The organism is Bacillus sp. z26 (genome assembly GCF_058313635.1).
Genome location: NZ_JBZFQM010000001.1, coordinates 778,708 through 801,929 on the forward strand (window position 1 = coordinate 778,708; position 23,222 = coordinate 801,929).

General features: G+C 39.4%; 20 protein-coding genes and 1 other RNA gene. 2 read left to right on the forward strand and 19 right to left on the reverse strand.

What is annotated here, in order from left to right:
• The 13 genes from AC4G3K_RS03700 to AC4G3K_RS03760 all read right to left on the reverse strand — a co-directional run bounded on the left by AC4G3K_RS03700 (position 1) and on the right by AC4G3K_RS03760 (position 13,371).
• Positions 1–1,269 carry a peptidase U32 family protein gene (locus AC4G3K_RS03700; protein ID WP_491075937.1) on the reverse strand — a complete coding sequence of 423 codons (1,269 nt, stop codon included), beginning with the start codon at positions 1,267–1,269 and terminating at the stop codon, positions 1–3.
• Between the two features lie 24 nt (positions 1,270–1,293).
• Complete coding sequence (locus AC4G3K_RS03705) at positions 1,294–2,223, reverse strand: peptidase U32 family protein (RefSeq protein ID WP_491132509.1); 930 nt, start codon at positions 2,221–2,223, stop codon at positions 1,294–1,296.
• A complete protein-coding gene (locus tag AC4G3K_RS03710; RefSeq protein WP_491075939.1) occupies positions 2,220–2,873 on the reverse strand; it encodes an O-methyltransferase in 654 nt (217 codons plus the stop codon). Before AC4G3K_RS03710 ends, AC4G3K_RS03705 begins: the two co-directional genes overlap by 4 nt.
• 162 nt (positions 2,874–3,035) lie before the next feature.
• Entirely contained in the window at positions 3,036–4,160 is a 1,125-nt protein-coding gene (gene mltG, locus AC4G3K_RS03715; protein WP_491132510.1) for an endolytic transglycosylase MltG, read from the reverse strand.
• Between the two features lie 319 nt (positions 4,161–4,479).
• Positions 4,480–4,755 carry a DUF1292 domain-containing protein gene (locus AC4G3K_RS03720; protein ID WP_491075941.1) on the reverse strand — a complete coding sequence of 92 codons (276 nt, stop codon included), beginning with the start codon at positions 4,753–4,755 and terminating at the stop codon, positions 4,480–4,482.
• Between the two features lie 15 nt (positions 4,756–4,770).
• The gene (gene ruvX, locus AC4G3K_RS03725) at positions 4,771–5,190 is read right to left on the reverse strand and encodes a Holliday junction resolvase RuvX (protein ID WP_491075942.1); all 420 of its coding nucleotides are present in this window, start codon (positions 5,188–5,190) and stop codon (positions 4,771–4,773) included.
• 1 nt (position 5,191) lies between these two features.
• The gene (locus AC4G3K_RS03730; RefSeq protein WP_491075943.1) at positions 5,192–5,458 is read right to left on the reverse strand and encodes an IreB family regulatory phosphoprotein; all 267 of its coding nucleotides are present in this window, start codon (positions 5,456–5,458) and stop codon (positions 5,192–5,194) included.
• Between the two features lie 160 nt (positions 5,459–5,618).
• Positions 5,619–8,258 carry an alanine--tRNA ligase gene (gene alaS / locus AC4G3K_RS03735; protein ID WP_491076242.1) on the reverse strand — a complete coding sequence of 880 codons (2,640 nt, stop codon included), beginning with the start codon at positions 8,256–8,258 and terminating at the stop codon, positions 5,619–5,621.
• 354 nt (positions 8,259–8,612) lie between these two features.
• Entirely contained in the window at positions 8,613–9,665 is a 1,053-nt protein-coding gene (locus AC4G3K_RS03740) for an AI-2E family transporter (RefSeq protein WP_491075944.1), read from the reverse strand.
• Between the two features lie 170 nt (positions 9,666–9,835).
• Positions 9,836–9,967 (reverse strand): YrzQ family protein, encoded by a 132-nt coding sequence (locus AC4G3K_RS03745; protein ID WP_491075945.1) that lies wholly within the window; start codon positions 9,965–9,967, stop codon positions 9,836–9,838.
• A gap of 32 nt (positions 9,968–9,999) precedes the next feature.
• On the reverse strand, positions 10,000–10,188 hold the full coding sequence (locus AC4G3K_RS03750) for a YrzR-like zinc ribbon domain (protein ID WP_491075946.1): 189 nt from the start codon (positions 10,186–10,188) through the stop codon (positions 10,000–10,002).
• 86 nt (positions 10,189–10,274) lie between these two features.
• Complete coding sequence (gene recD2, locus AC4G3K_RS03755; RefSeq protein WP_491132511.1) at positions 10,275–12,698, reverse strand: SF1B family DNA helicase RecD2; 2,424 nt, start codon at positions 12,696–12,698, stop codon at positions 10,275–10,277.
• A 16-nt stretch (positions 12,699–12,714) separates the two neighbouring features.
• Positions 12,715–13,371 (reverse strand): tetratricopeptide repeat protein, encoded by a 657-nt coding sequence (locus AC4G3K_RS03760; RefSeq protein WP_491075948.1) that lies wholly within the window; start codon positions 13,369–13,371, stop codon positions 12,715–12,717.
• Between the two features lie 268 nt (positions 13,372–13,639).
• Between AC4G3K_RS03760 and AC4G3K_RS03765 the strand changes: the two genes are divergently transcribed.
• Positions 13,640–14,350 (forward strand): GDSL-type esterase/lipase family protein, encoded by a 711-nt coding sequence (locus AC4G3K_RS03765; RefSeq protein WP_491075949.1) that lies wholly within the window; start codon positions 13,640–13,642, stop codon positions 14,348–14,350.
• 424 nt (positions 14,351–14,774) lie between these two features.
• Here AC4G3K_RS03765 and AC4G3K_RS03770 read toward each other — a convergent pair whose 3' ends face one another.
• The 4 genes from AC4G3K_RS03770 to cymR all read right to left on the reverse strand — a co-directional run bounded on the left by AC4G3K_RS03770 (position 14,775) and on the right by cymR (position 20,290).
• Entirely contained in the window at positions 14,775–17,462 is a 2,688-nt protein-coding gene (locus AC4G3K_RS03770) for a cation-translocating P-type ATPase (protein ID WP_491075950.1), read from the reverse strand.
• Between the two features lie 89 nt (positions 17,463–17,551).
• Positions 17,552–18,664: a tRNA 2-thiouridine(34) synthase MnmA gene (gene mnmA, locus AC4G3K_RS03775; protein ID WP_491132512.1), complete on the reverse strand. Its 1,113-nt coding sequence runs from the start codon at positions 18,662–18,664 to the stop codon at positions 17,552–17,554.
• Positions 18,665–18,687: 23 nt separating this feature from the next.
• Positions 18,688–19,830, reverse strand: a complete 1,143-nt coding sequence (locus AC4G3K_RS03780) for a cysteine desulfurase family protein (RefSeq protein WP_491132513.1) — start codon at positions 19,828–19,830, stop codon at positions 18,688–18,690.
• Between the two features lie 37 nt (positions 19,831–19,867).
• Entirely contained in the window at positions 19,868–20,290 is a 423-nt protein-coding gene (gene cymR, locus AC4G3K_RS03785) for a cysteine metabolism transcriptional regulator CymR (RefSeq protein ID WP_491075953.1), read from the reverse strand.
• Positions 20,291–20,554: 264 nt separating this feature from the next.
• Between cymR and AC4G3K_RS03790 the strand changes: the two genes are divergently transcribed.
• A complete protein-coding gene (locus AC4G3K_RS03790) occupies positions 20,555–21,841 on the forward strand; it encodes a replication-associated recombination protein A (RefSeq protein WP_491132514.1) in 1,287 nt (428 codons plus the stop codon).
• Positions 21,842–21,924: 83 nt separating this feature from the next.
• Here AC4G3K_RS03790 and AC4G3K_RS03795 read toward each other — a convergent pair whose 3' ends face one another.
• Positions 21,925–22,686 (reverse strand): tRNA threonylcarbamoyladenosine dehydratase, encoded by a 762-nt coding sequence (locus tag AC4G3K_RS03795; RefSeq protein ID WP_491132515.1) that lies wholly within the window; start codon positions 22,684–22,686, stop codon positions 21,925–21,927.
• Positions 22,687–23,026: 340 nt separating this feature from the next.
• A non-coding RNA gene (gene ssrS / locus AC4G3K_RS03800) (6S RNA) lies at positions 23,027–23,212 on the reverse strand.
• Between the last annotated feature and the right edge of the window lie 10 nt (positions 23,213–23,222).

Genomic DNA, 23,222 nt, shown 5'->3' on the forward strand with positions numbered 1-23,222 from the left:
TTAGTTCTCCTTCCTCATCATATCATATGGATGCACCGGTTGATTTACTTTCAAACGGACTGTCATAAGCGGATGTCTCGCAGCATCTAATTCATTGCCATCCTCATCCCAAATAGTACCGACTGTTTGTGTAAAGTTATCGATATTAGGTCCGAAAAATTCAATTTCATCTCCCGGTTTAAAGTAATTTCTTTGCTGTAAGGTAACGATAGATGTCTGTTCATCATACGATAGAACAAGTCCGGCAAAATCATGTGTAGTTTTATTATTATGATTACCAAACATTTGCTCCTTATGGTTTGGTACACCTTCAAAGAAAGCAGGAGCTGTTTCACGGTTCGCACACTTATTCAGCTCTGTAATCCACTCTTCTTTAAAAACAAAGTTGTCCGGATCCGCACAATAGGCATCAATAACCTTACGATATACACTGACAACTGTAGCGATATAGTGAATGGATTTCATACGCCCTTCAATTTTCAAACTGTCAATTCCCATTTCAATCATGGTTGGAATGGATTCGACCAGCTTTAAATCTTTAGGACTCATCGCAAATGCTTCATCCTCTTCTTCAAATAGTGGTTTCTCACCATCTTCAGTATGGGTATATAAATGATAATCCCATCTGCATGATTGACAGCAGCCGCCTCGGTTAGAGTCACGAGCTGTCATATGGTTCGATAGCGTACAGCGCCCAGAATACGCTATACACATGGCCCCATGAATAAAGGTTTCTATTTCGATATCTACCTTTTCTTTCATAAGCTTTATTTCTTCTCCGCTTGTTTCACGTGCCAACACGACACGGTCCAACCCTTCTTCTTTCCAAAACTGTACAGCTTTCCAGTTTGATAAAGATTGCTGTGTACTTAGATGAATTTCCAGCTTTGGAGCAGCCTTTTTACACGTCTCTATGATTAATGGGTCAGCCACAATAATACCTGTTACACCAGCCTCCTCAATACCTTTTAAGTATTCAGGAAGACCTTCAATATTCTCATTGTGAGCAAAGATATTGGTCGTAACATATATTTTGGCACCATATTGTTTGGCGAACTCCACACCTTCCTTCATTTCTGCCAATGAAAAGTTACCGGCATTGGAGCGCAGCCCATATTCCTGACCACCGATAAAGACGGCATCAGCACCATAGCGGACCGCGATTTTCAACTTTTCCAGGTTACCGGCAGGAGCCAGTAATTCCGGTTTTTTTATAATAACGCGTTTCCCGTCAATGACTTGAGAAATTCGATTTTCTGACACGGACATTCTTCGGTCATCCTCCATTCCCTGTTAATAAACAGTCTCTTTAAAAAAGAAGCCGGTATCCAACATTCTGTTTGCCGGCTGAAGTTCTTCGGCTTTTTGCAGTAAATCATTCTTTTTATCTTCATATAGATCCGGATTTAGTGCATATAAATCAATCGCCTGGCGATATAATTTTGTTACCTCAATGATATAATCAGAATCTTTTAGAATCCCGTCAATTTTAAAGGAGTCCACACCAGCTTCAAGCATTTCTGCCAATTCATCGATAATGCAAATGTCATTTGGGCTCATAATATGTGTACCATTTTCATCTTCAAAGATAGGATATTTGGCATTACGCTCCGGATCATGTAAGAATAAACCTTTGTCGTCCTTTAAATTATTCACTTTCATATTGCGACCCTGATAATTAAAATAATTGCCGATAAGTGTCCGCTTTGACTGGAACATCGCTGTCATTCCATGCACCTGTACTTCAATTTCAACTTCTGCATGTTCTTTGATTTCCACGATAGCATCCATATTAATTTCCCGGGCAAGGACCGCGCGTTTAGCCCCTTTCGTTCCCCAGTAATTACAAGTGAACCAATTGGTTGCAGTCGTTTCTGTATTCCAGTGGAGGGGTAAAGCTGGAGCAGCTTCCCGCGCTGCCATCAAGACAGCAGGATCGCCAAATATAACAGCATCTGCATGATTCTCAGCCAAGAATCGTAAATAATCGGATAACTCGTCCACTTTCTCGTTATGAAATATGGCATTCATGGCCACATACACTTTTTTTCCTTGTGAATGAGCAAGCCGAATCGCCTCTTTAACAGCCTCTCTATCAAACTCTCCAGCCAATCTTAGTCCATAACGCTGTTCACCAATGACAAATGCATCTGCACCCGCTTCTATTAACGGGATAATGTCTGCTGTCGTTTTGGGTGTAACTAATAGCTCAGGTTTTTTCATGCTTTTTCACCTCGTTTAATACTGATAGCCAATCCATCCCCAACTGGTAGTATGACTGTATCAAAGTCATCTTTACTCATGAGCCATTCATTATAGCCTTTTATTTTATTGACCAAATTCTTTGTACGCTTTGATTCAATCTTTTCCTGTTCAAGAGCAACCATGCCCTTAAACAGAACATTATCAGAAAGGATGATCCCTCCCTGATTTAAATACTTTTCATATATTTCAAAGAAGCGTTTATATTGTCCTTTAGCAGCGTCAATAAATATACAATCGAAAGGTCCTTCGGGAGAAACAATCGTTTCAGTCTCAAGTGCATCGCCTTCAACAATGTTAATTCTGTTTCCCATACCCGCTCTTTCAATAAAATGGTGCGCTTTTTCTATTCGTTCTTCGTCTCTTTCTATTGTGAGTATGGAAACACTTGGCAGAGCGTACGCCATTCGTAAAGCAGAATAACCGATAGCTGTCCCAATTTCCAAAATAGTACGTGGCTTTTGGATTTTTAGAATCTGTAACATAGACTCCATACCGGTTAACTCCATAATCGGAACACCATTCTTACTTGCGTACTCTTCCATTTCACTTAGTAAATCATTACGAGAAGGTACTAGAGTCTGTAAATATTCATCAAGATTCTTATTCATCCTCATTCCTCCAAACCCTTTACTTTGCTTAATTCAAAAAAATGAGAAAGCCTCATGGCTTTCTTTGTATACATACACTATTTTATGCACTTCGAATATTTTAGCATATTTAGGGGAAAGAAGCGAAACGTTTCTTTATTTCCATCGTTCCCCTGAATAGCACTAATTATTCGTGATATGCTTCGCTTTATCCTTATTATGCTCTTCCAATGTTTTGTTAAAAATGACTTCTCCTGACTTAGTAGCAAGGAAATAAAGATCATCAATATTGGCCGGATTTAACGCTGCCTGAATGGATGTTTCACCTGCATTGGCGATTGGACCCGGTGTTAATCCTTTATTTCGATAAAGATTATACGGTGAATCGACCTCTAAGTCTTTATAGGTAACCCTATTTTTATGTTCACCTAATGCATACAGAACGGTTGGGTCTGTTTGCAGAGGCATATCTTTCTCTATCCTATTCCTAAACACGGCAGATATTTTATCACGATCCACCTTTTCCGTCGCTTCTTCTTCAATTAAAGATGCCATTGTTAATAAAGCGTGCGGTGTCCATTTTCCCTTAGCCATCTCATCCTTATACTTTACGATAATATCGTTGGACTTTTTAATCATGTGACTGACAATCGACTCAATAGTTGGATCTTCTTCATAGAATGAGTAGGTTGCCGGATATAAATACCCTTCCAATGGATATCTGATATCCTCACCAAGGATATCATCCGTTAATAAATCCGGATAGGTTTTCATCATTTCTTTAATAAATTCGTTTTTATTGATGACAGCTAAGACATCTTTAGACTTTTTGCCTGTTTTATCAGCAATAATTTCGGAAATTTGTTGCAGATCTCTACCTTCAGGAATGGTGATACGATAGGTCTCGGCCACTTTTCCATTTTTGATGTGATCAATTATTTCCTGGATTGTCATGGATTGTGTCAAGTCATACGTTCCAGCTTGGAAACCAGATTCATTTTTGAACTTAACAAAGTATTTAAATACTTTAGCATTTTTGATGACTCCGTTATCCTCTAAAGTTTGAGAAATCAAGCTAATTCCAGACCCTCGTGGGATTTCTACCTTGATCGCATCTTTATTATCAGGATCAACGGGCTTTAAAGCAGAGGAAATATACAAGTACCCGCCAAGTGCAGCCAGTGCCGAAATAATGATGAAAGCCGCTAACGAAACGGCAACAATTTTTCTCACCACTTTAGCCTCACTTTGTCTTTCGCGAAGCTTTACCTTCATCTGTTCTTTCTTCCAATTATTCTCATTTCCCAAAAGTGATGCCCCCTTAAGGCATTTTTATTACAATAGCCCTCTTTATTTATTGCAAATATTAGCGGAATCTGTCAATGATTATCATAAAATTTTTTTAAGAAGTACAAGATAATAGTATAATCACTCATTAATAGACATTTACTTTTTATAACATTTTAGCTTTTCCCTCTCTAAATGTCGACCATTCCCGGACATGATTTATTTTAATTATAAGGATCAATGATTATATTTATAAAATACTCTATCATTCCGCAAAAAAATTTGCGCCATCCATATAAAAAGCTCTCCCGAGAAAATCGGGAGAGCTGTGTTTGGATGTTTATTCTTCTTCGTCGTCAAAGAACGTATTGATAACTTCTTCAACCATAGCCCATTCTTTATCATCTTCTATATCATTTAAAGTTCCAACTTCACCTGTTTCATCAGGAATAAAAGATGCTACATGGATGAGGTCATCATCTTCATCTTCTTCATTTCCTACTGGCGCGAATACTACATATTGTTTATCATAATCATCCAATTCAAAAGTAAGTAAAATTTCATGCAACTGTTCGTTACCATTTTCATCAATAATAGTTATCATATTTTCTTCCATGTGATCACCTCAAAATTATTTGCTGCCGCTGTCTAAATATCCTTGCAGAATAAGTACAGCAGCCATTTTATCTATTACTTTTTTACGTTTTTTACGGCTGACATCCGCATCCAATAAAACACGTTCAGCGGCCATTGTGGTTAAACGCTCATCCCACAAAACAACCGGCACCTTATATCGCTTTTCAAGCTTTGAAGCATAATATTGACTTGCCTCACCTCTGGGACCAATTGTCCCATTCATATTTTTTGGCAAACCGACGACAAATTTATCTACTTTATAAGGTTTTAGAATTTCATCTAAACGTTTCAGGCCAAGCTGATTCTTCTCTTCGTCTATCGCTATGGTTTCTAAACCTTGAGCAGTCCATCCCATTTCGTCACTGATGGCCACTCCTACAGTTTTACTCCCCACATCAAGACCTACAATTCTCATATTATCCCTCTCGTTGGTGCTCTAAATAAGATTTGACCAGTACTTCTATAATCTCATCTCTTTCAAGCTTTCTAATAAGATTCCGTGCATCATTATGACGCGGAATATAAGCAGGGTCTCCTGATAAAAGATATCCTACAATTTGATTAATAGGGTTATAACCTTTTTCGTTCAGAGCATTATAGACTTCCATTAAAACATTCCTTACATCATGTTCGAAGGAATCATCCGGGAAATTAAATTTCATTGTTTTATCAAATGAACTCATTTCAACGCACCCCGCTTTCATTCAAAAAAGCTATATTTCCTTGTCTTCCTATTGTACACTAATTAAACCGAATAATAAAATTCAAATGATAGTTCGGCAAATCTGAAATATTGCCTCCCTAATCAATTAGATAGAAGGGGGGGTAAATCGCCCCCTCTTTTTATCGGTTAACCAGTTCTTTTACCAATTCAAGCGCAGCATCTAAATCTGCTGGATTTTTACCGCCAGCCTGTGCCATATCAGGACGTCCGCCTCCGCCGCCTCCGCAGCGTGCAGCAACTTCTTTAATAATTTTACCTGCATGGTATCCCTGATCTATCAAATCCTTCGTCACTGCTGCAATCAGGTTCACTTTATCACCTTGTGTACTGCCAAGGACAATAATAGAAGACCCAAGCTTTTGCTTTAATTCATCAGCCATATTTCTTAGATTATTCATATCCTGTGCCTGTACCTTTGCAGATAAGACTGTTACACCATTGATAGATTCAGCTTTGGTTTGAATATTTCCTGCTTCTATATTAGAAAGTTTTGCTGCCAAAGATTCATTTTCTTTTTGGGCATCTTTTAGTTCACCTAATAAGGAATCGATTTTTGCCGGTAAATCTTTTGGATTTGCTTTAACCTTAGCCGCTGCCTGACGCAGAACACCAATTTGTTCTTTTAATTGCAGGTAAGCAGATTCACCAGTTACGGCTTCAATCCTTCTCGTACCTGCGCCAATTCCGCCTTCAGAGACAATTTTGAAGAGCCCGATCGTTGACGTATTAGGTACATGGCAACCACCGCATAGCTCTAAGCTATAATCTCCCACTTGTACAACACGTACGATATCACCATACTTTTCTCCGAATAAAGCCATTGCACCCATTGCCTTTGCTTCATCAATAGCTTTATTTTCAATCGTTACGTCTATACTCTTCCAAATTTTATCATTAACGATTTGCTCAATTTGTTCAAGCTCTTCTTCCGTTACTTGTCCAAAATGGGAAAAGTCAAAACGAAGTCGATCTGGTCTAACTAAAGAACCAGCCTGGTTAACATGCGTTCCCAGTACATCTTTCAACGCCTGATGTAAGAGATGTGTTGCCGTATGATTTTTAATAATCTTACGACGATTGGCTTCATCCACAATCGCTTTGCCTTCCATTCCTTCCTTCAGCAATCCGTATTCCACAATGACTGTATGCAGATTTTGACCATTCGGCGCTTTTTGAACATCTTTTACGAATACTCTTAAATCATCACCTTCAAAGAATCCCTTATCTGCAATTTGTCCGCCGCTTTCCGCATAAAAAGGAGTTTGATCCAATATGACTTGGACTTCCTCTCCAGCCATGGCGTCATCTACTTTTTCACCATTTTTGATGATAGCTTCCACTTTGGCCGGGCATTGCAGAGTTTCATATCCGACAAATTTACTTTGTACTTTGATATCTCCTAAAACACCGCTTTGCACTTGCATAGAATCCACATCCTGGCGTGCAGCACGCGCGCGCGTCCGTTGAGCTTCCATTTCCCTTTCGAAACCTTTGCGGTCAATTTTCATCCCTTCATCTTCAGCATACTCTTCTGTCAGTTCAACAGGGAATCCATACGTATCATAAAGACGGAATACATCATATCCATTTACTGTATCGCTTCCTCTTTTTTTCTCTGCTACAATGACTTCGGAAAGAATCGCTAACCCATCATGCAATGTTTCATGGAAACGTTCTTCTTCATTACGGACAACCTTCGCTATGAAATCCTTCTTCTGTTGAACTTCCGGATAATAATCCACCATGATATCAGCGACAACCGGCACCAGTTCATACATAAACGGTTTATTAATGCCGATTTTCTTAGCAAAACGGACAGCTCTTCGCAACAATCTCCGTAATACATATCCTCGACCTTCGTTGGACGGAAGCGCACCATCACCTATAGCAAAGGCCACAGTACGAACATGGTCAGCAATCACACGAAACGCCACATCTTTTTCTGCGCTTGTTCTATATGTTTGACCAGAAATTTCTTCTGTCTTATGAATAATTGGCAAGAATAAATCCGTATCAAAGTTCGTGTCACCATTTTGGAAAATGGATGCCATCCGCTCAAGGCCCATACCTGTATCTATGTTTTTCTTAGGCAATTCCGGATATTCACTGCGTGGGATTTCTGGATTAGCATTAAATTGAGACAATACGATATTCCAAATTTCGATATAGCGGTCATTTTCGATGTCTTCTTCTATTAAACGAATTCCAATATCTTCAGGGTCGAATTTGGTTCCACGGTCAAAGAAAATTTCAGTATCAGGTCCAGATGGGCCTTCACCAATTTCCCAGAAGTTATCTTCAAGCGGAATTAAATGATCATCTGGAACCCCCAAGCTTTTCCATACATTATAGGTATCTTTATCAGCTGGATAGTAGGTAATATAGAGTTTATCTTTTGGCATTGCAAACCAACGCTCGTCCGTTAATAACTCCCATCCCCATTTGATTGCATCTTCTCTGAAGTATTCACCAATTGAGAAGTTACCCAGCATTTCAAAGAAAGTATGGTGCCGTGCTGTTTTACCAACATTTTCAATATCGTTTGTTCTAATCGATTTTTGGGCATTAGTTATTCGCGGGTTATCCGGAATAACTCGGCCATCAAAATATTTTTTTAATGTTGCAACACCGGAATTAATCCATAGCAGGGTTGGATCTTCTACCGGCACTAATGATGCACTCGGTTCAATTCTGTGACCTTTTTCCTGAAAGAAATCTAAAAACATTTGGCGAATTTCTGCCCCAGTCATGTACTTCATTTGATTGACTCCTCCTTTTTTATACACAAAAAAGCCCTCATCCCAAAAAGCAGGGACGAGAGCTTGACTCGCGGTACCACCCTGATTACGAAACATGATTGTTTCGTCACCTCAGAAACCTTAACGCGGTTTAAACGGCGGGGTTTGCCCGCACTCCGGATTAGCGTTCTGCTTCTCTTCTTCCAAAGTCTCTTTCAGCCACGGAGACTTCTCTCTTTCATGTAAATGCAATTTACATTACGGAAGGACTTAAGCATACTCGGTCCATCAACATATTTTAAATATATCCGTTATATGTTGGATTATAGTCATTAGTGTTTTCTTTGTCAATGTTTCACAGTCACTGTTTATCAATTATTCATTTAACAAATTACTATGGGTAATCGCAACCTTTAAAAATGCGAGGATAGGAACAGCAAGAATTAAGCCAAGAATTCCGCCTATCTCTCCACCTACAAGTAAAGCAAAAATGATAACAAGCGGGTGGAGCTTTAACGTTTTTCCCATTATGATTGGTGAAATGACGTTCCCTTCAAGGAATTGAAGGACAATAATGATGATCGCCACCTTGATGACCATACTTGTTGAAATAGTGACCGCTACAAGTAATGCCGGAACAGCACCAATCAATGGCCCGAAATAGGGGATAATATTCGTCACCCCAATAATGATACCCAGCAGTAAGGGATAGTTCATACCAAAAAACCAAAAGAGAATAGCAGCAAAAGCCCCTATAATAGAACATACCAGCAACTGGCCACGTAGATAACCACCTAATGAATGATCAATGTCCGTTAAAAACTGTTTAATCGTTCCCCTTGTTTTTTTAGGGAATAGCTTTAACCCAAAGGCAATTATCCTATCAGCATCTTTCAGCAAATAAAAGGATATAAGCGGGATGAGTACCACAAAGAAGAAAAAGTCCGATAGCCCACTTAATCCTTCTATCAATACATTGACGAACGAACTTAGTTTCATTTCCATAGTGTTGATTATTTGTTCCAGACGTTCATGCAGTCCAAATGGCCAGTTTGATGTTTGTGAATGAAAACGAACGATATAATTCCGATATAGCTCTGCCATTTCAGGTGCTCTTTCCGCTACGTCAATCATTTGATTTATGAATACAGGGATTCCTTTAAATAGTCCATACCCTACAACACCAAAAAACACCAGGTAGATCAAACCAATGGCTAACCCTCTAGGAATCCCTTCTCGATGGACCTTTTCTACAAGAGGATGAAGGAGGTAACTAATAAAAGCAGCAACAATAAATGGGGATATGGCAGTCATAAATATCTGTATAATAGGAAGCCAAATCGGTCTGAGTAAGTAAAAAACAAATAAGACGATGAATAACAATAATAGAAAGCCAAGTCGATAAAACCATTTTACCTGTATGTTCACAATTCCCACCTCCATTCTATTTTCCTTATGTTTAAAAGAAAATATGTATTGGAGTCTCCGGAATCTTACTAATTTTTTATTCATCCAACGGTCAAATTCTGCAAGTAATTTATAAAAAAAGGTTTAAAAGGCGGAAAATTCTCCTGCCTTTTAAACCTAAATAAAGCCACTTAAAAAGACTTCATAATTGTACGCTTCAACTTTTTCATTCTGCGATTAGATAGCATTCCATTATTGGACATGCTTCGATAAATCGCCATTCCCGCTCCTAAGGTTATTAACGACGAAACCATTTTGTTCATTGCAAGTCACCCCATAATATAGGAAGTACGAATCAAAGACTCATTTGTCGATCTTCTTCACTAAACAAATCATCCAAAGAACTCAACAATCCATCTTCTTCTACCTGATGGACATGCATGATTCCTTTTTGGATGGACAATTCCACAAAACAATTCCAGCAATAATATTGATTAACGCCTATTTTACCAATATCTTTGCTGGAGCAATTAGGACATTTCATAACAATCACCTCAAAAAAATAATGTGTATTGTCAGTTTGTCCATTGAATGCAGAATTCATTCAGCTTAAAGACCAACATTTGTAGTTTATCCACTTACCATAAAATCATAAGGAGTAATGTTTTCCATCCCAATCATCGGATCTGTCTGAAATAACTTTTGCTCATATGTCATTTCATTTTCAGAATTTTCTTCATCTACGTGCAGATTATCAGATTCAGTTACACTGCTTTTTTCACGGAATCCTTCTTGCAGTTTTTCCAGCAAAGTAGTTCTCCGTTCATCTTCACCATTGCGGCCAACACCATATCGCAAGGCTTCCTCTTCACCGCACAAAATTAAGAAATTTTTGCTCCTCGTTATGGCCGTGTAAATTAGGTTGCGTCTCAGCATTCGATGATAACTCTTAACTACCGGCAAAATAACGATTGGAAATTCACTTCCCTGGGATTTATGAATCGAACAACAATAAGCATGCGTGATTTGATTAAGCTCCTGGCGGGTATATTTCGCTTCTATCCCGTCAAATGAAACAAAAATTTGATCCTGCTTATCTTCATTCTCTTTTGCATAGATAATCGCAATAATTTCACCCATATCACCATTGTAAATACCATTTTCGGGCTGGTTCACCAATTGGAGAATCTTATCTCCTACACGGTACACCACATCCCCAAAAGCTAATTCTCTCTTTTTCTTATCACGGTTATCATTCAGAATTTCCTGCAAAAGTACATTTAACGAATCAATTCCGGCGCTTCCCCTGTACATAGGTGCCAGAACTTGAATATCACGCGCTGGGAATCCTTTTTGTCGGGCATTGGTTACTACCTGTCTAATCACATCAGCAACTTGATTTGTAGAACAAGAGAAAAACGAACGATCTCCCTGCGGTTTACGGATATCTGGCGGCAGCTGTCCGTTTTTTATCGCATGCGCAAGTTGAATAATGGAAGAACCATCTTCCTGTCTAAATATTGATTCCAGGCGTGTCACCGGAATAACCGATGAGGCAAGCAAATCCTTTAAAACCTGGCCTGGTCCTACGGAAGGCAATTGATCCTCGTCCCCGACAAGAATGACTTGCATATTGTCAGGCAAAGCTTTAAATAGTTGATTGGCCAGCCATATGTCTACCATGGACATCTCATCCACAATCAAAAGTCTTCCGCTGATCGGATTATCCTCATCACGCTGAACATCCGACCCGTTCCAGCCAAGCAAACGATGGATGGTCACAGCCGGAAGTCCTGTAGATTCCTTCATCCTTTTTGCCGCACGCCCCGTCGGAGCAGCTAAAACAAACGGAAAAGGATTTTCATTGTTATAGTCTTTCGGGTCGAGGGATAACCCATGTAATTCCGAATATAGTTCAACGATTCCTTTTATAACCGTTGTTTTTCCCGTACCGGGTCCACCTGTCAGAATCAGCATGGGTGAGTGTAAGGCTTTAAAGATCGCATCCTTTTGTTCCTCGGCATATTCCATTCCGATTCGTTCCTCAAGTTTTCCAAGCTCCAGTAAAAATTCAGATTCAGGGAATTGATCGGCATATGAATCCTGAGACATAATCCGTTTAATATTCGTTACGATCCCTTTCTCTGAAAAGAATAAGGATGGCATGTAAAATCTTTTCTCTTCACCAATAATTTTGCCTTCTTCACCCATCTGAATCAGCTGATCCGTAATTTGCTCAAAGCTGATGACCACATTCTGATTTTGTTCCAAAATGTTTTTAACACTGGTGAGCAGTTCTTCAGCCTCCATATACGAATGACCATCCTGTACACAGGATCTGTCCAATGTATAGAGAATTGCCGCCTTAATCCGTGATGGATGGCTTCCTCCAATGCCCAGCTGCAATCCAATTTCATCCGCACGGGTAAACCCGATCCCTTCAATTGTTTCGACCAGCTGATAGGGATTTTGCTCGATGATGGTAATCGCGTCCTGTTTATAAACCTGATAGATCTTCATAGAAAGCTGAGGACCAAATCCTAGATTGGATAAATGAATCATAATTTGTTCAAGGCCCTGATTAGCAGCGAGTGTATCATACAACTGCTTCGCTTTTTCACCGCTCAACTTAGGGATTTCATCCAATAGAGATGGGTTGGCCAATATTTTAGAAATAGCTTTCTCCCCAAGTTTATCAACAATCGCTTCCGCAATCTTCTTCCCAATGCCCTTAAAAAGAGACCCGGATAAGTAGGCAATGACCCCATCCTTTGATTCTGGAATTTCACGCTGGAAGCTATCTACATGAAATTGAATCCCAAACCTGGGATGTTCTTTCATTTTTCCGTAGAATGTGTATATTTCTTCTTCATGGATAGGGGGAAAATACCCGGTGATGACCGCTTCTTTTTCATCATAATTAAGATTTGTTTCTTTCACTCTAATACGCACAACCGAGTATAAATTTTGTTCATTATGAAAAATGGTAACCAATTGTGTTCCTTTGATGAAAGGTTTGTCATTGTCGGAAAGGACGAACGACTCTTGTTCCACAGGAAGCACCTCCCGTTTATAACAGTTCCTTCATTTGTTTTAATCCATTCAATGCAAGGATATGGTCTGGCTGAATCTCAATTGCTTTTTCAAAATAAGAGATCGCTTTATCAGCATCCCCCTTTATTCCACCATAGGCCACTCCTAGATTAAAATACGCATCTGCATGAGACTCATCAATCTCAAGCGTCTTATTCCACGCATCAATTGCCATATCATACATCTCAGCACCTGCCAAAGCCAGTCCATAATGGAACTGAGCTTCTGCATCCGACGGATTTAGTTCAACACTTCTTTGGAAATAAGGTAATGCCAGTTTCGGCTGGTCTAAATGTAGAAGACATAATCCCAGCATAAACATCACATCCGCTGTTTCAATCCCTTTTTTTATAGCCAGTTCAAATTGATCCTTCGCTTTTACTAAATCGTCCAGCTCATAATAAATACTGCCCAAACCGTAATAAGCAGTCGCAGCATCTGAATCAAGTTCGATGGCCTTTTCAAAAAATTTAATCGCTCGCTGATTATCATTCATCGATGCCAGTACATTGCCGAAATTAATGAATCCTACCGGATCATTTGGATTTTCTTCTATCATTTCGGTGAAAATTTTTGCCGCATCCTCCCATTTTCCTTGTTCCATATATTGAATACCTAATTTATTTTTATCCATAACGTTGTTCACTCCTACATTCCTAACTGAATGGAAATAGTATACCACAAAGTGACATCCAGTTGACCTCTGTGGCAAGTATCTTATTATCAGTTTCTTTGCAACAAAAAGTGAAAGAAATAAAATCGCTGCAAATTTCAATATAGCTGGGAAATTTCGAGTCACGTACCATTTTTCAATCAAATGATTCCTGTAGTCAATAAAATTACACTATTTGTTAAAAATCATGGTCTTTGGGGTAAAAGTGTAAATATAGGAGTGAGAGAAGATGAAAAAAATTTATTATACTGCAGGAATTTTGCTCGTAATTGGATTGGCATGGATGGGATATGCCTATTATTTAGATGAAAAGACCAAGCCCAATGAGGAGCATGTCGTTATGGCTCTTGGCGATTCCTTAACTTACGGGGTAGGTGATCGCAAGGAGGAAGGCTATGTCGGTCAGCTTGAAAAAATATTAAAAAGTGCGTCTTCAGATGAAGAGTATCAAATTAATAACTATGGAATCCCTGGACAAGAGTCAGAAGGAGTGCTAAAACAATTAGCTAATCCTAAAATAAACGAAAAAGTAAATGAAGCGGACTCTATCATTTTATTTATTGGTACAAACGATTTACGTACAACCTTAGGCGGAGATTTTCAAACCATCAATCAGAATGCTGTAAAAAGAGAAAAAGAAGACTATCTTGATAATATTGATACCATTTTAAAAAGCATCCGCCACCTTGATGAAGATGTCCCTTTCATTGTGGTCGGATTATATAATCCCAACCCAAGCGATGAGCAGCTTAATCGAATTTTAGAAGATTGGAATCATGATTTAAAAGAAGCAGTGGACAACTATTCATCTATTACCTTCGTACCAACGAATGATTTGTTCCAGGATAAATCAAAAAAGGACTATTTCAGCGACAGCCTCCACTTAAACCGGAATGGGTATCAGCTTATTGCTAATCGAATCAGCGAGGAAATAAAGTAGTCTATGGAGTTACTCCATAGACTCAGATTGTAGACAAAAAGGAATTCAGAATGGCTCGGTACGATCCATTTTCTGAATTCCTTATTTTTCGGCTTTTTCACGATGGATCTAGCCTCATCTATTTTTTAGGCCCTATATAGTAAATTATATTAATTAAAAATACAGAGAATTTCTGTCGTATACCGAGAAATTTCGTATAAAACGCAGTGACCTATTTTCTGCAGAATGAGCGAAACTCCTCCGGGAAAAACAAGCGTACCCTAGACCCCGCAGTGCAAAGCAGGAGGAGGCTTGATGCTTGCCCGCGGAAAGCGAGCCCATTCTGCAGAAAATAGTGTTAACGAAAAGAGAACGAAAAAAGAAAAAAACTGCAGACAATGTCTCCTTAATATAGGGATTTTGTCTACAGTTTGATGCTATGGAGTTACTCCATAGCTTTTCTTCTATCATAGAGCCTTAAGAAGCCCTTAACAATTTCATTTACGATAATGGTTCCAAGTGCACAGAAGAAGATTAGGATCCATTCTTTCAAACCGATTGGTTCAATCTTGAGAAGTTTGGCAAAAGGTTCGATATAAACTACCGCAATTTGCAACAAGACGACACCTATGACAGACCAATTTAAATATTTATTGCTAAATACACCTGTTTTCCAGATCGGTTTGCGTAAATGTCTAACATTATATACTTGAATGTAGCTAATAAAGGTTAGTGCCATAAAGGCGACCGTTTGCCCGACTCTCAGTTCATGGGCTGTAAGATTATTAAATTGTAAATCGAATATTGAATCAATTCCAGCTGCCCATTTCAATCCAATCAGGAAGGCTAAGAGAGAAGATACACCAATCAATAATCCATTTAAAATCAGGAAGATGACTGAATCCTTCGTGAAAATTCCTTCTTTCTTAGGCCTTGGTTTATCAAGCATGACATCCTTATTCTTATCTACACCAAGCGCAAAGGCTGGAATAGAATCACCAACCAAATTCAGCCATAGAATATGGACGGTCAGTAGCGGTGTCGGCCAGCCAAGCAAAATGGCAAAGAAGAGAGCTAAGACTTCACCGAAATTACTTGTAACAAGGAAAAGAATAGATTTTCGTATATTAGCAAAAATATTCCTACCCTCTTCAACCGCTTTTATAATCGTGGTGAAATTATCATCCATTAAAACCATATCTGAAGCACCCTTGGCAACATCTGTACCTGTTTGCCCCATGGCAACCCCAATATCAGCTGTTTTTAAGGAAGGTGCATCATTCACACCATCGCCGGTCATGGAAACAATATGTCCATTTTCTTTAAAGGCCTGTACAATTTGCACTTTATGCTCCGGTGATACCCGGGCGAATACACGTGTATCTACTGCTGCTTCCTTCAGCTCTTCAGGTGTCATTTGATTCAAATCTGCACCAGTGATCACTTGATCGGATTCTGTTATTCCCAATCTGTGCGCAATTGCAATTGCTGTTTGCGGATGATCACCTGTAATCATCGTTACTTCAATGCCTGAACGGTGGGCTCTTTCAATCTGAAGTTTTACTTCTGGACGTGGAGGATCCATCAAGCCTACCATTCCATAAAATGTCAAATTACTCTCTATTTCCTCTTCATCCATTTCAGTCATTACTTCAGCTGAAACTTTTTTACCTGCCAAAGCCATTACACGAAGAGCCCGGTTGGACATCTCCAACACAGCCTGGTTAATTTCAGTTATGTATTCAGGCGTGATTTTTACTATTTGGCCATCTAATTGAATAGTAGTTATTCTCTCTAGCAGGATATCCACTGCACCTTTTGTCAGTACATGATATCCATCGCCATCTTTATGTATGGTAGTCATCCTTTTTCTCGTTGAATCAAAAGGTATTTCGGCCACACGGGGAAATTCTTTGTCCAAACCAGACTTTGTGTATCCATTCACATGTGCTGCTTTAACAAAAGCCACTTCTGTAGGATCGCCGGTTTCTTCCGGTTCATAAGTGGCATCCGAACATAATGCCAGTTGATTAACCAACTTTTGGTCATCCTCAGCATATGGTACATTTTCCTCTAATACTTTTAAATTAACATAGCGCTCAACTACGCTCATTTTGTTCAAAGTCAGTGTTCCTGTTTTATCTGAACAAATCATGCTGACCGAACCCAACGTTTCAACTGCTGGAATTCTACGTATAATTGCTCTTTGTTTAATAAGACGCCTTACCCCAAGCGTTAACACAATAATAACCATTGTCGATAAACTTTCAGGTATAGCGGAAACAGCAAGGCTTGTGGAGATCATAAACATCTCTCCAGGATTTCTTCCCTGCATTAATCCTACAAAGAACATAACGACACAGACAATAATGGCACAATAACTTAATTTTTCTCCGAGCTGGTTAAGATTTTTTTGTAAAGGAGTTTGACTGGATTCCGTGCTGTGAAGCATTTCAGCTATTCTCCCTACCTCTGTGTTCAATCCGGTTGCAGTCACAATTCCAACGCCTCGGCCATTTGTAACTTGAGTAGACATGAATCCCATATTAAGATAATCCCCAAGGGGCTGATCAGGATTTTCCAGATTCCAATTCTCGTCCTTATCTACCGGAAGACTCTCCCCCGTTAAAGCAGATTCTTCAATTTTCAGAGAATGGGATTGAATGATACGAACATCAGCCGGCACTGTCCTTCCTGCCTCAAGCAGAACGCAATCACCCGGTACGAGCAAAGATGCATCTATTTCCCTGACATTTCCTTCTCTTTTCACCAGCGCTTTCGGTGCTGCTAACTTTTTTAGTTCGTCCAATGCGTTTTCTGCCTTTTTCTCCTGGACCACACCAATAATTGTGTTGATTATAATGACAAAAGCGATAATTAAACCGTCGCTCACTTCACCCACTATAAAAGAGAATATAGCGGCAACCATCAAGATGTAATTAAGCGTATTATGTAATTGTAAAGCGATCATTTTTAATAATGAGTTTTTTTGTTCTACTCCGAATTCATTTTTTCCATACTCTTTTAATCTTGCTTCTGCTTCTTTTTCTGTTATCCCCCTTTCTGCATCGGTTTCAAATACCTCGAGAACTTCTTTTTTGGAAAGTGAATAATCGTACTTCTTCACATCCATCTTCAATCACCCGCATATGTATATTTTACAGAACATAAATAGCCTGTTCCTTTACGAAACAGACTATCCACATTCAATTAGCTATTTAATTACCCGACATAATCGAGCTTTAAACCTTTTTTATAAATTTTATCAATCGTACCTCCACCGAGGCAAACTTCACCGTCATAAAAGACTGCGGCTTGTCCTGGGGTCACCGCTCTGATAGGCTCTGCAAAAATAACTTCCGCTTGATTATTGTCCAGTACTTTCACAGTTACTTTATTATCTGCCTGGCGATATCTGAATTTAGCCGTACATTCAAATGTATCCCCTGGCTTTCTTTCAGAAATCCAGTTCATTTTGTCTGCAATAATGGAATCAGAGTAGAGGCTGTCATGGTGAAATCCTTGCTCGACCAGAAGAATATTTTTTTCTAAATCCTTTCCAACCGCAAACCATGGTTCACCGCTTCCGCCAATTCCAAGCCCATGGCGTTGTCCCAATGTATAGTACATGAGTCCATCATGCTTACCTTTAAGTTCCCCGCTCATCGTTCTCATCTCGCCAGGCTTGGCAGGCAAATATTGACCAAGGAATTCCTTAAAGTTACGTTCACCAATAAAACAGATCCCTGTGGAATCTTTCTTAGTAGCCGTTGGAAGACCAGCTTCCAGAGCAATTTCTCTGATTTTCGGCTTATCATATTCACCAATCGGGAACATGACTTTACTTAATTGTTCCTGAGTTAATTGGTTAAGAAAATAAGTCTGATCCTTATTTTCATCCAATCCTCTCAGCATTTTATATTCTCCATCCAAGTATGCTACGCGGGCATAATGTCCTGTCGCCAGGTAATCCGCCCCCAAATTCATCGCATGCTCAAGGAAGGCCTTAAATTTAATTTCTTTGTTGCACATGACATCAGGATTTGGTGTACGTCCCGCCTTATATTCCTCAAGGAAATAGGTGAACACTTTATCCCAATATTGTTTTTCGAAATTTACCGCATAGTAGGGGATTCCGATGTGGTTACAAACACGGATGACATCTTCATAATCTTCCGTAGCTGTACAAACACCATTTTCATCTGTATCATCCCAGTTTTTCATAAAAATTCCTACAACGTCATAGCCCTGTTCTTTTAACAGGTAAGCTGCAACAGAAGAATCTACTCCACCGGACATTCCGACAACGACCCTAGTTTCCGCTGGGGATTTCATTATATACTTCACCTCAAACCTTTTTACTTCACTAATCGTTTAATAACACCCACAGCAATCTTTGCTGCTTTTTCTACTTCTTGCTCTGTATTTCCTTGTCCAAAACTGAAACGTATCGAATTTCTGGTACGCTCGGAATCTTTGCCAAACATAGAGACGAGCACATGTGATGGTTCAATCGAACCGGCTGTACATGCAGACCCACTTGAAACAGCAACACCCGCCAAATCCATATTGACTAGAAATGCTTCGACATTTGAGCCGGGGAAACTGATATTCAGAACATGTGGCAAGGAATCATCGAGCTTACCATTAATGGAATAATCTATGCCTGATTCGTCAAATACCTGTATCATTATTTTTTTGAATGTTAAGTATTGCCCTGCCTTCACATCACGTGTTTGAGACATCAACTCTGCTGCCTTTGCAAATCCAACTGCTCCAGGCACATTTTCCGTACCAGCCCGGCGTTTTCTTTCCTGTTCCCCACCAAGCAACAACGGTTTAAAAGGAACGCCTTTACGCGCATACAAGAATCCCATCCCTTTGGGTCCATTAATTTTATGTGCTGATACGCTTAAGAAATCGACAGCTAAATCATGAACCGTAATAGGAAGGATTCCATATGCCTGTACAGCATCGGTATGGAATAATGCCTGATGACTCTCTAATATCCGGCCTATTTCCTGAATGGGCTGAATGGAGCCCACTTCATTATTTCCGAACATAATTGTAACTAAAATCGTATCATCACGTAAAGCCGCTTGAACAGAATCAACGGTGATTAAACCTTCTTCATTGACAGGCAAATACGTAACCTCGTATCCGTCTTTCTCAAGCGCCTGACATGTATGGAGTACAGCATGATGTTCAATTTCTGAAGTGATAATATGCCTTCCTTTATCCTTCATGGCTTGTACACTGCTAATTATCGCTGCATTATCTGCTTCTGTACCACCGCTCGTGAATATGATTTCATCTATTTGCGCACCAATACTGTCGGCCAGCACTTTTCTTGCATCATCAACCAGCTTTCTCGATTCTCTCCCAAATTGATGGATGCTTGATGGATTTCCGAAAGAATTCTTCATAACTTCCGCCATCACATTAATAACTTCTGGATGCATAGGCGTTGTCGCTGCATGATCCATATAAATTTGTTCCATGGCCTATACCTCCTTTGCCAAACAAAATTACTTTATATTAAATATAGAACATATATGATTGAGTAGAGTCGTCCTCTTCCTTATAGGATGCCAAATCTTCCAAAGTTGTATGATCTAAAACATCCTTCACAGCATCTCTAATTTTAATCCACAATTGTCGTTTAACAGGTTCTTCATCTTCAATACCTTCAACCGGTGTAATCGGACCTTCAAGGACTCTGATCACATCACCTGCTGTAATCTCATGTGGATCTTTCGTTAATTTATAGCCGCCATAGGCACCCCTGACACTTTTTACAAGTCCTGCATTACGCAAGGGGGTCACTAATTGTTCCAAATAATGCTCGGACAAATCATTTGATTGTGCTATTGATTTTAGGGAAGTAGGACCTTCTCCATGTTTCTTAGCTAAATCAATCATTATCGTAAGTCCATATCTTCCTTTGGTCGATATTCTCATGTTTTTAGCACCTCAGCCTTACATTTAGTCTACAAAAGTATACCATACCTTAAATCATTGCCTGTATTCAACGGCTCAACACAATTATTCTTTATTTTTTTCACCTTCTCCCTTTATCATAGTAAAAAAAAACAGTCGCGACTACAGGAAATCTCATGAAAGGATAAAATTCACTACTTTTTTTACAAAAACGAAATTATAGGAATGCGAACGGTTTATCGATATAATGAAATCATCCGGAAGCAAAAAGTGGAGGTAATTAAGGTGAACACTGAACCACTCGCATATCGTATGCGTCCCAAAAACTTAGATGAAATCATTGGTCAAAAAGATTGCATTGGCAAACAAACCAGTTTATATAAAATGATTAAAAACGGACATGTCCCTTCCATGTTGTTATACGGTGAACCCGGCATTGGAAAAACATCTATTGCCTATGCGATTGCCGGGACAACCAAAATACCATTTATTGCATTAAATGCGACCACTGCCGGCAAAAAAGATGTTGAAGCAGTTGTGGAGGAAACACGTCTGACCGGACAGGTTATTCTATTCCTCGATGAAATCCACCGATTCAATAAAGCACAACAGGATTATCTTCTTCCACATGTGGAAAGAGGCGACATTATTTTAATCGGAGCTACAACGGAAAATCCCTTCCATGACGTCAACCCGGCTATACGGAGCCGATGCGGTCAAATTAAGCAGCTTACCCGATTATCCGTCGAAGAAACCATTACCTTGCTCCAGAGAGCCTTATCCGATGAAAAAAACGGACTGGGTAAGATGGATATCAGAATTACCGATGAACAAATCGAGAAAATTGCCTTTAACTCAAATGGAGACGCCAGAAAAGCATTGACATTACTTGAATCAGTTGTCTACTCATCAACCAGGGACGAGGATACCTATATTATTGAGGATCAAGTAATTGACGATTTAGGGGGGAATGTAGGGGTTTATGGCGATAAAAAAGGGTCCAATTTTTATAATCTATTATCGGCCCTGCAAAAGAGTATAAGAGGAAGCGATGTCCATGCTGCTTTATATTATTTGGCCCATCTTCTTGAAATCGGGGATCTGGTTGCAGTAAATCGGCGACTCTTAGTCATTGCCTACGAAGATATCGGACTCGCTAATTCTTCTGTAGGAAATAATGTATTGGCAGCTGTGACAGCCAGTGAACGACTCGGGCTTCCTGAAGCGCGCATCCCACTTTCGGTCGCGGTTGTGGAAATGTGTCTTTCCTCCAAATCCAATTCTGCATATAAGGCCTTAGACCAAGCGATTGCTGATATCCGGAGCGGCAAAGTTGGGGATATCCCTAAGCATTTACGCGACGCCCATTATTCAGGTTCAAAAGACCTTGGGCATGTCGGGTATAAATACCCCCATGACTACCCGATCGGTACATTCGGCGGCTGGGTCAAACAAGATTATCTTCCTGATAACTTAAAGGGAACAAAATATTATGAACCTATCGAATCAGGAGAGGAAAAGCGAATAGCTGCCATATATGAAAGGTTGGAACAATTTAAAAATAAGCCATAAAAAAAGATTGGCCTCAGCCAATCTTTTTTTATGTCGGAGGAAATGTCTCTCTGGTAAACACATCACTCGCCAATTATATTTAGTTAATCATTAACACGTTTAATTTTTACTTCCTTCAGCGCTTCTTTTACGACCCAGCTTGCAGCAATCAACCCTGCAGCCGATGGAACAAATGCATTGGAAGATGGCGGGAATTTAGCTTTACGTATATCAGCATCCTGATTACCTACCACTTTTGTTACATCATCAAAAGGTATGATGGGGCTCTCATCAGAAAAAACAACTGGAATCCCTTTTTTAATTCCTTCTTTCTTTAACTTGGTACGAATGACCTTGGCCAATGGGTCTGTATGTGTTTTGGATATATCGGCAATTTTAAAGCGGGTGGGATCCATTTTATTGGCAGCACCCATACTTGAGATGATTGGGATATTCCTTTTCAAACATTCCTTCATCAAATGAATTTTATAAATGATTGTATCGGAAGCATCAATCACATAATCTGGTTTATAAGCAAAGAAATCCTCATACGTTTCCTCTGTGTAAAACATTTTTAAAGCAATTACTTCACAATCAGGATTGATATCAAGGATACGATTTTTCATGGCATCCACTTTTTGTTCCCCTACTGTAGATAGTAGAGCATGAATTTGTCTATTCACGTTTGTTATATCAATATCGTCTTTATCCACTAATATTAAAGTACCTACCCCGGAACGTGCCAAAGCTTCTACGGCAAAAGAACCTACACCGCCTATACCAAGAATCGCCACAGTCGTGTTTTTTAATATTTCAAGGCCATCTTTACCGATCGCCAATTCATTACGTGAGAATTGATGCAACATGAATAGCTCCACTCCAATTTCTTTATATTATTTAATGTAATTTCCTATTTTTTCTTCCTTAAACGTTTGTGTGCTTCCCACACTTAGTCACTTAAATTGTATTTTATACGAACCACTTAACCACTGTAAGATACAGTTTCTGCTGACCAGTCAGGTGCTGTCCATATATTTAGTGCTTTTTCCTAAGAAAACGTATCATCTTTTCGATTTATAATACCATACTTACCGACTGGGAATGAATTGATTTATTTTTCATAAGCACTCTGGGTCAAAGGTTTTTGAAAATATAAAAAACACGCTGCAGCAACTGCAGCGTGTTTTGTAAATTCTTCATAAGTATAGACGTCCCAATTTGTGCCGTTTGATGCCTGGTGCTTTGGCCCGCCCTCGGCAGGTGGGCGTCCTGTTCCTCTGTATTGCAAGTCCTTCACGAGAAAGGCATTTGCGCAATTGGTAAACTCCGGACTCCCGTTAATGAAATGTTGGTCAAAACAAAAAGGATGCATAACGTACACTTCAGGACGTCTATTTGATTA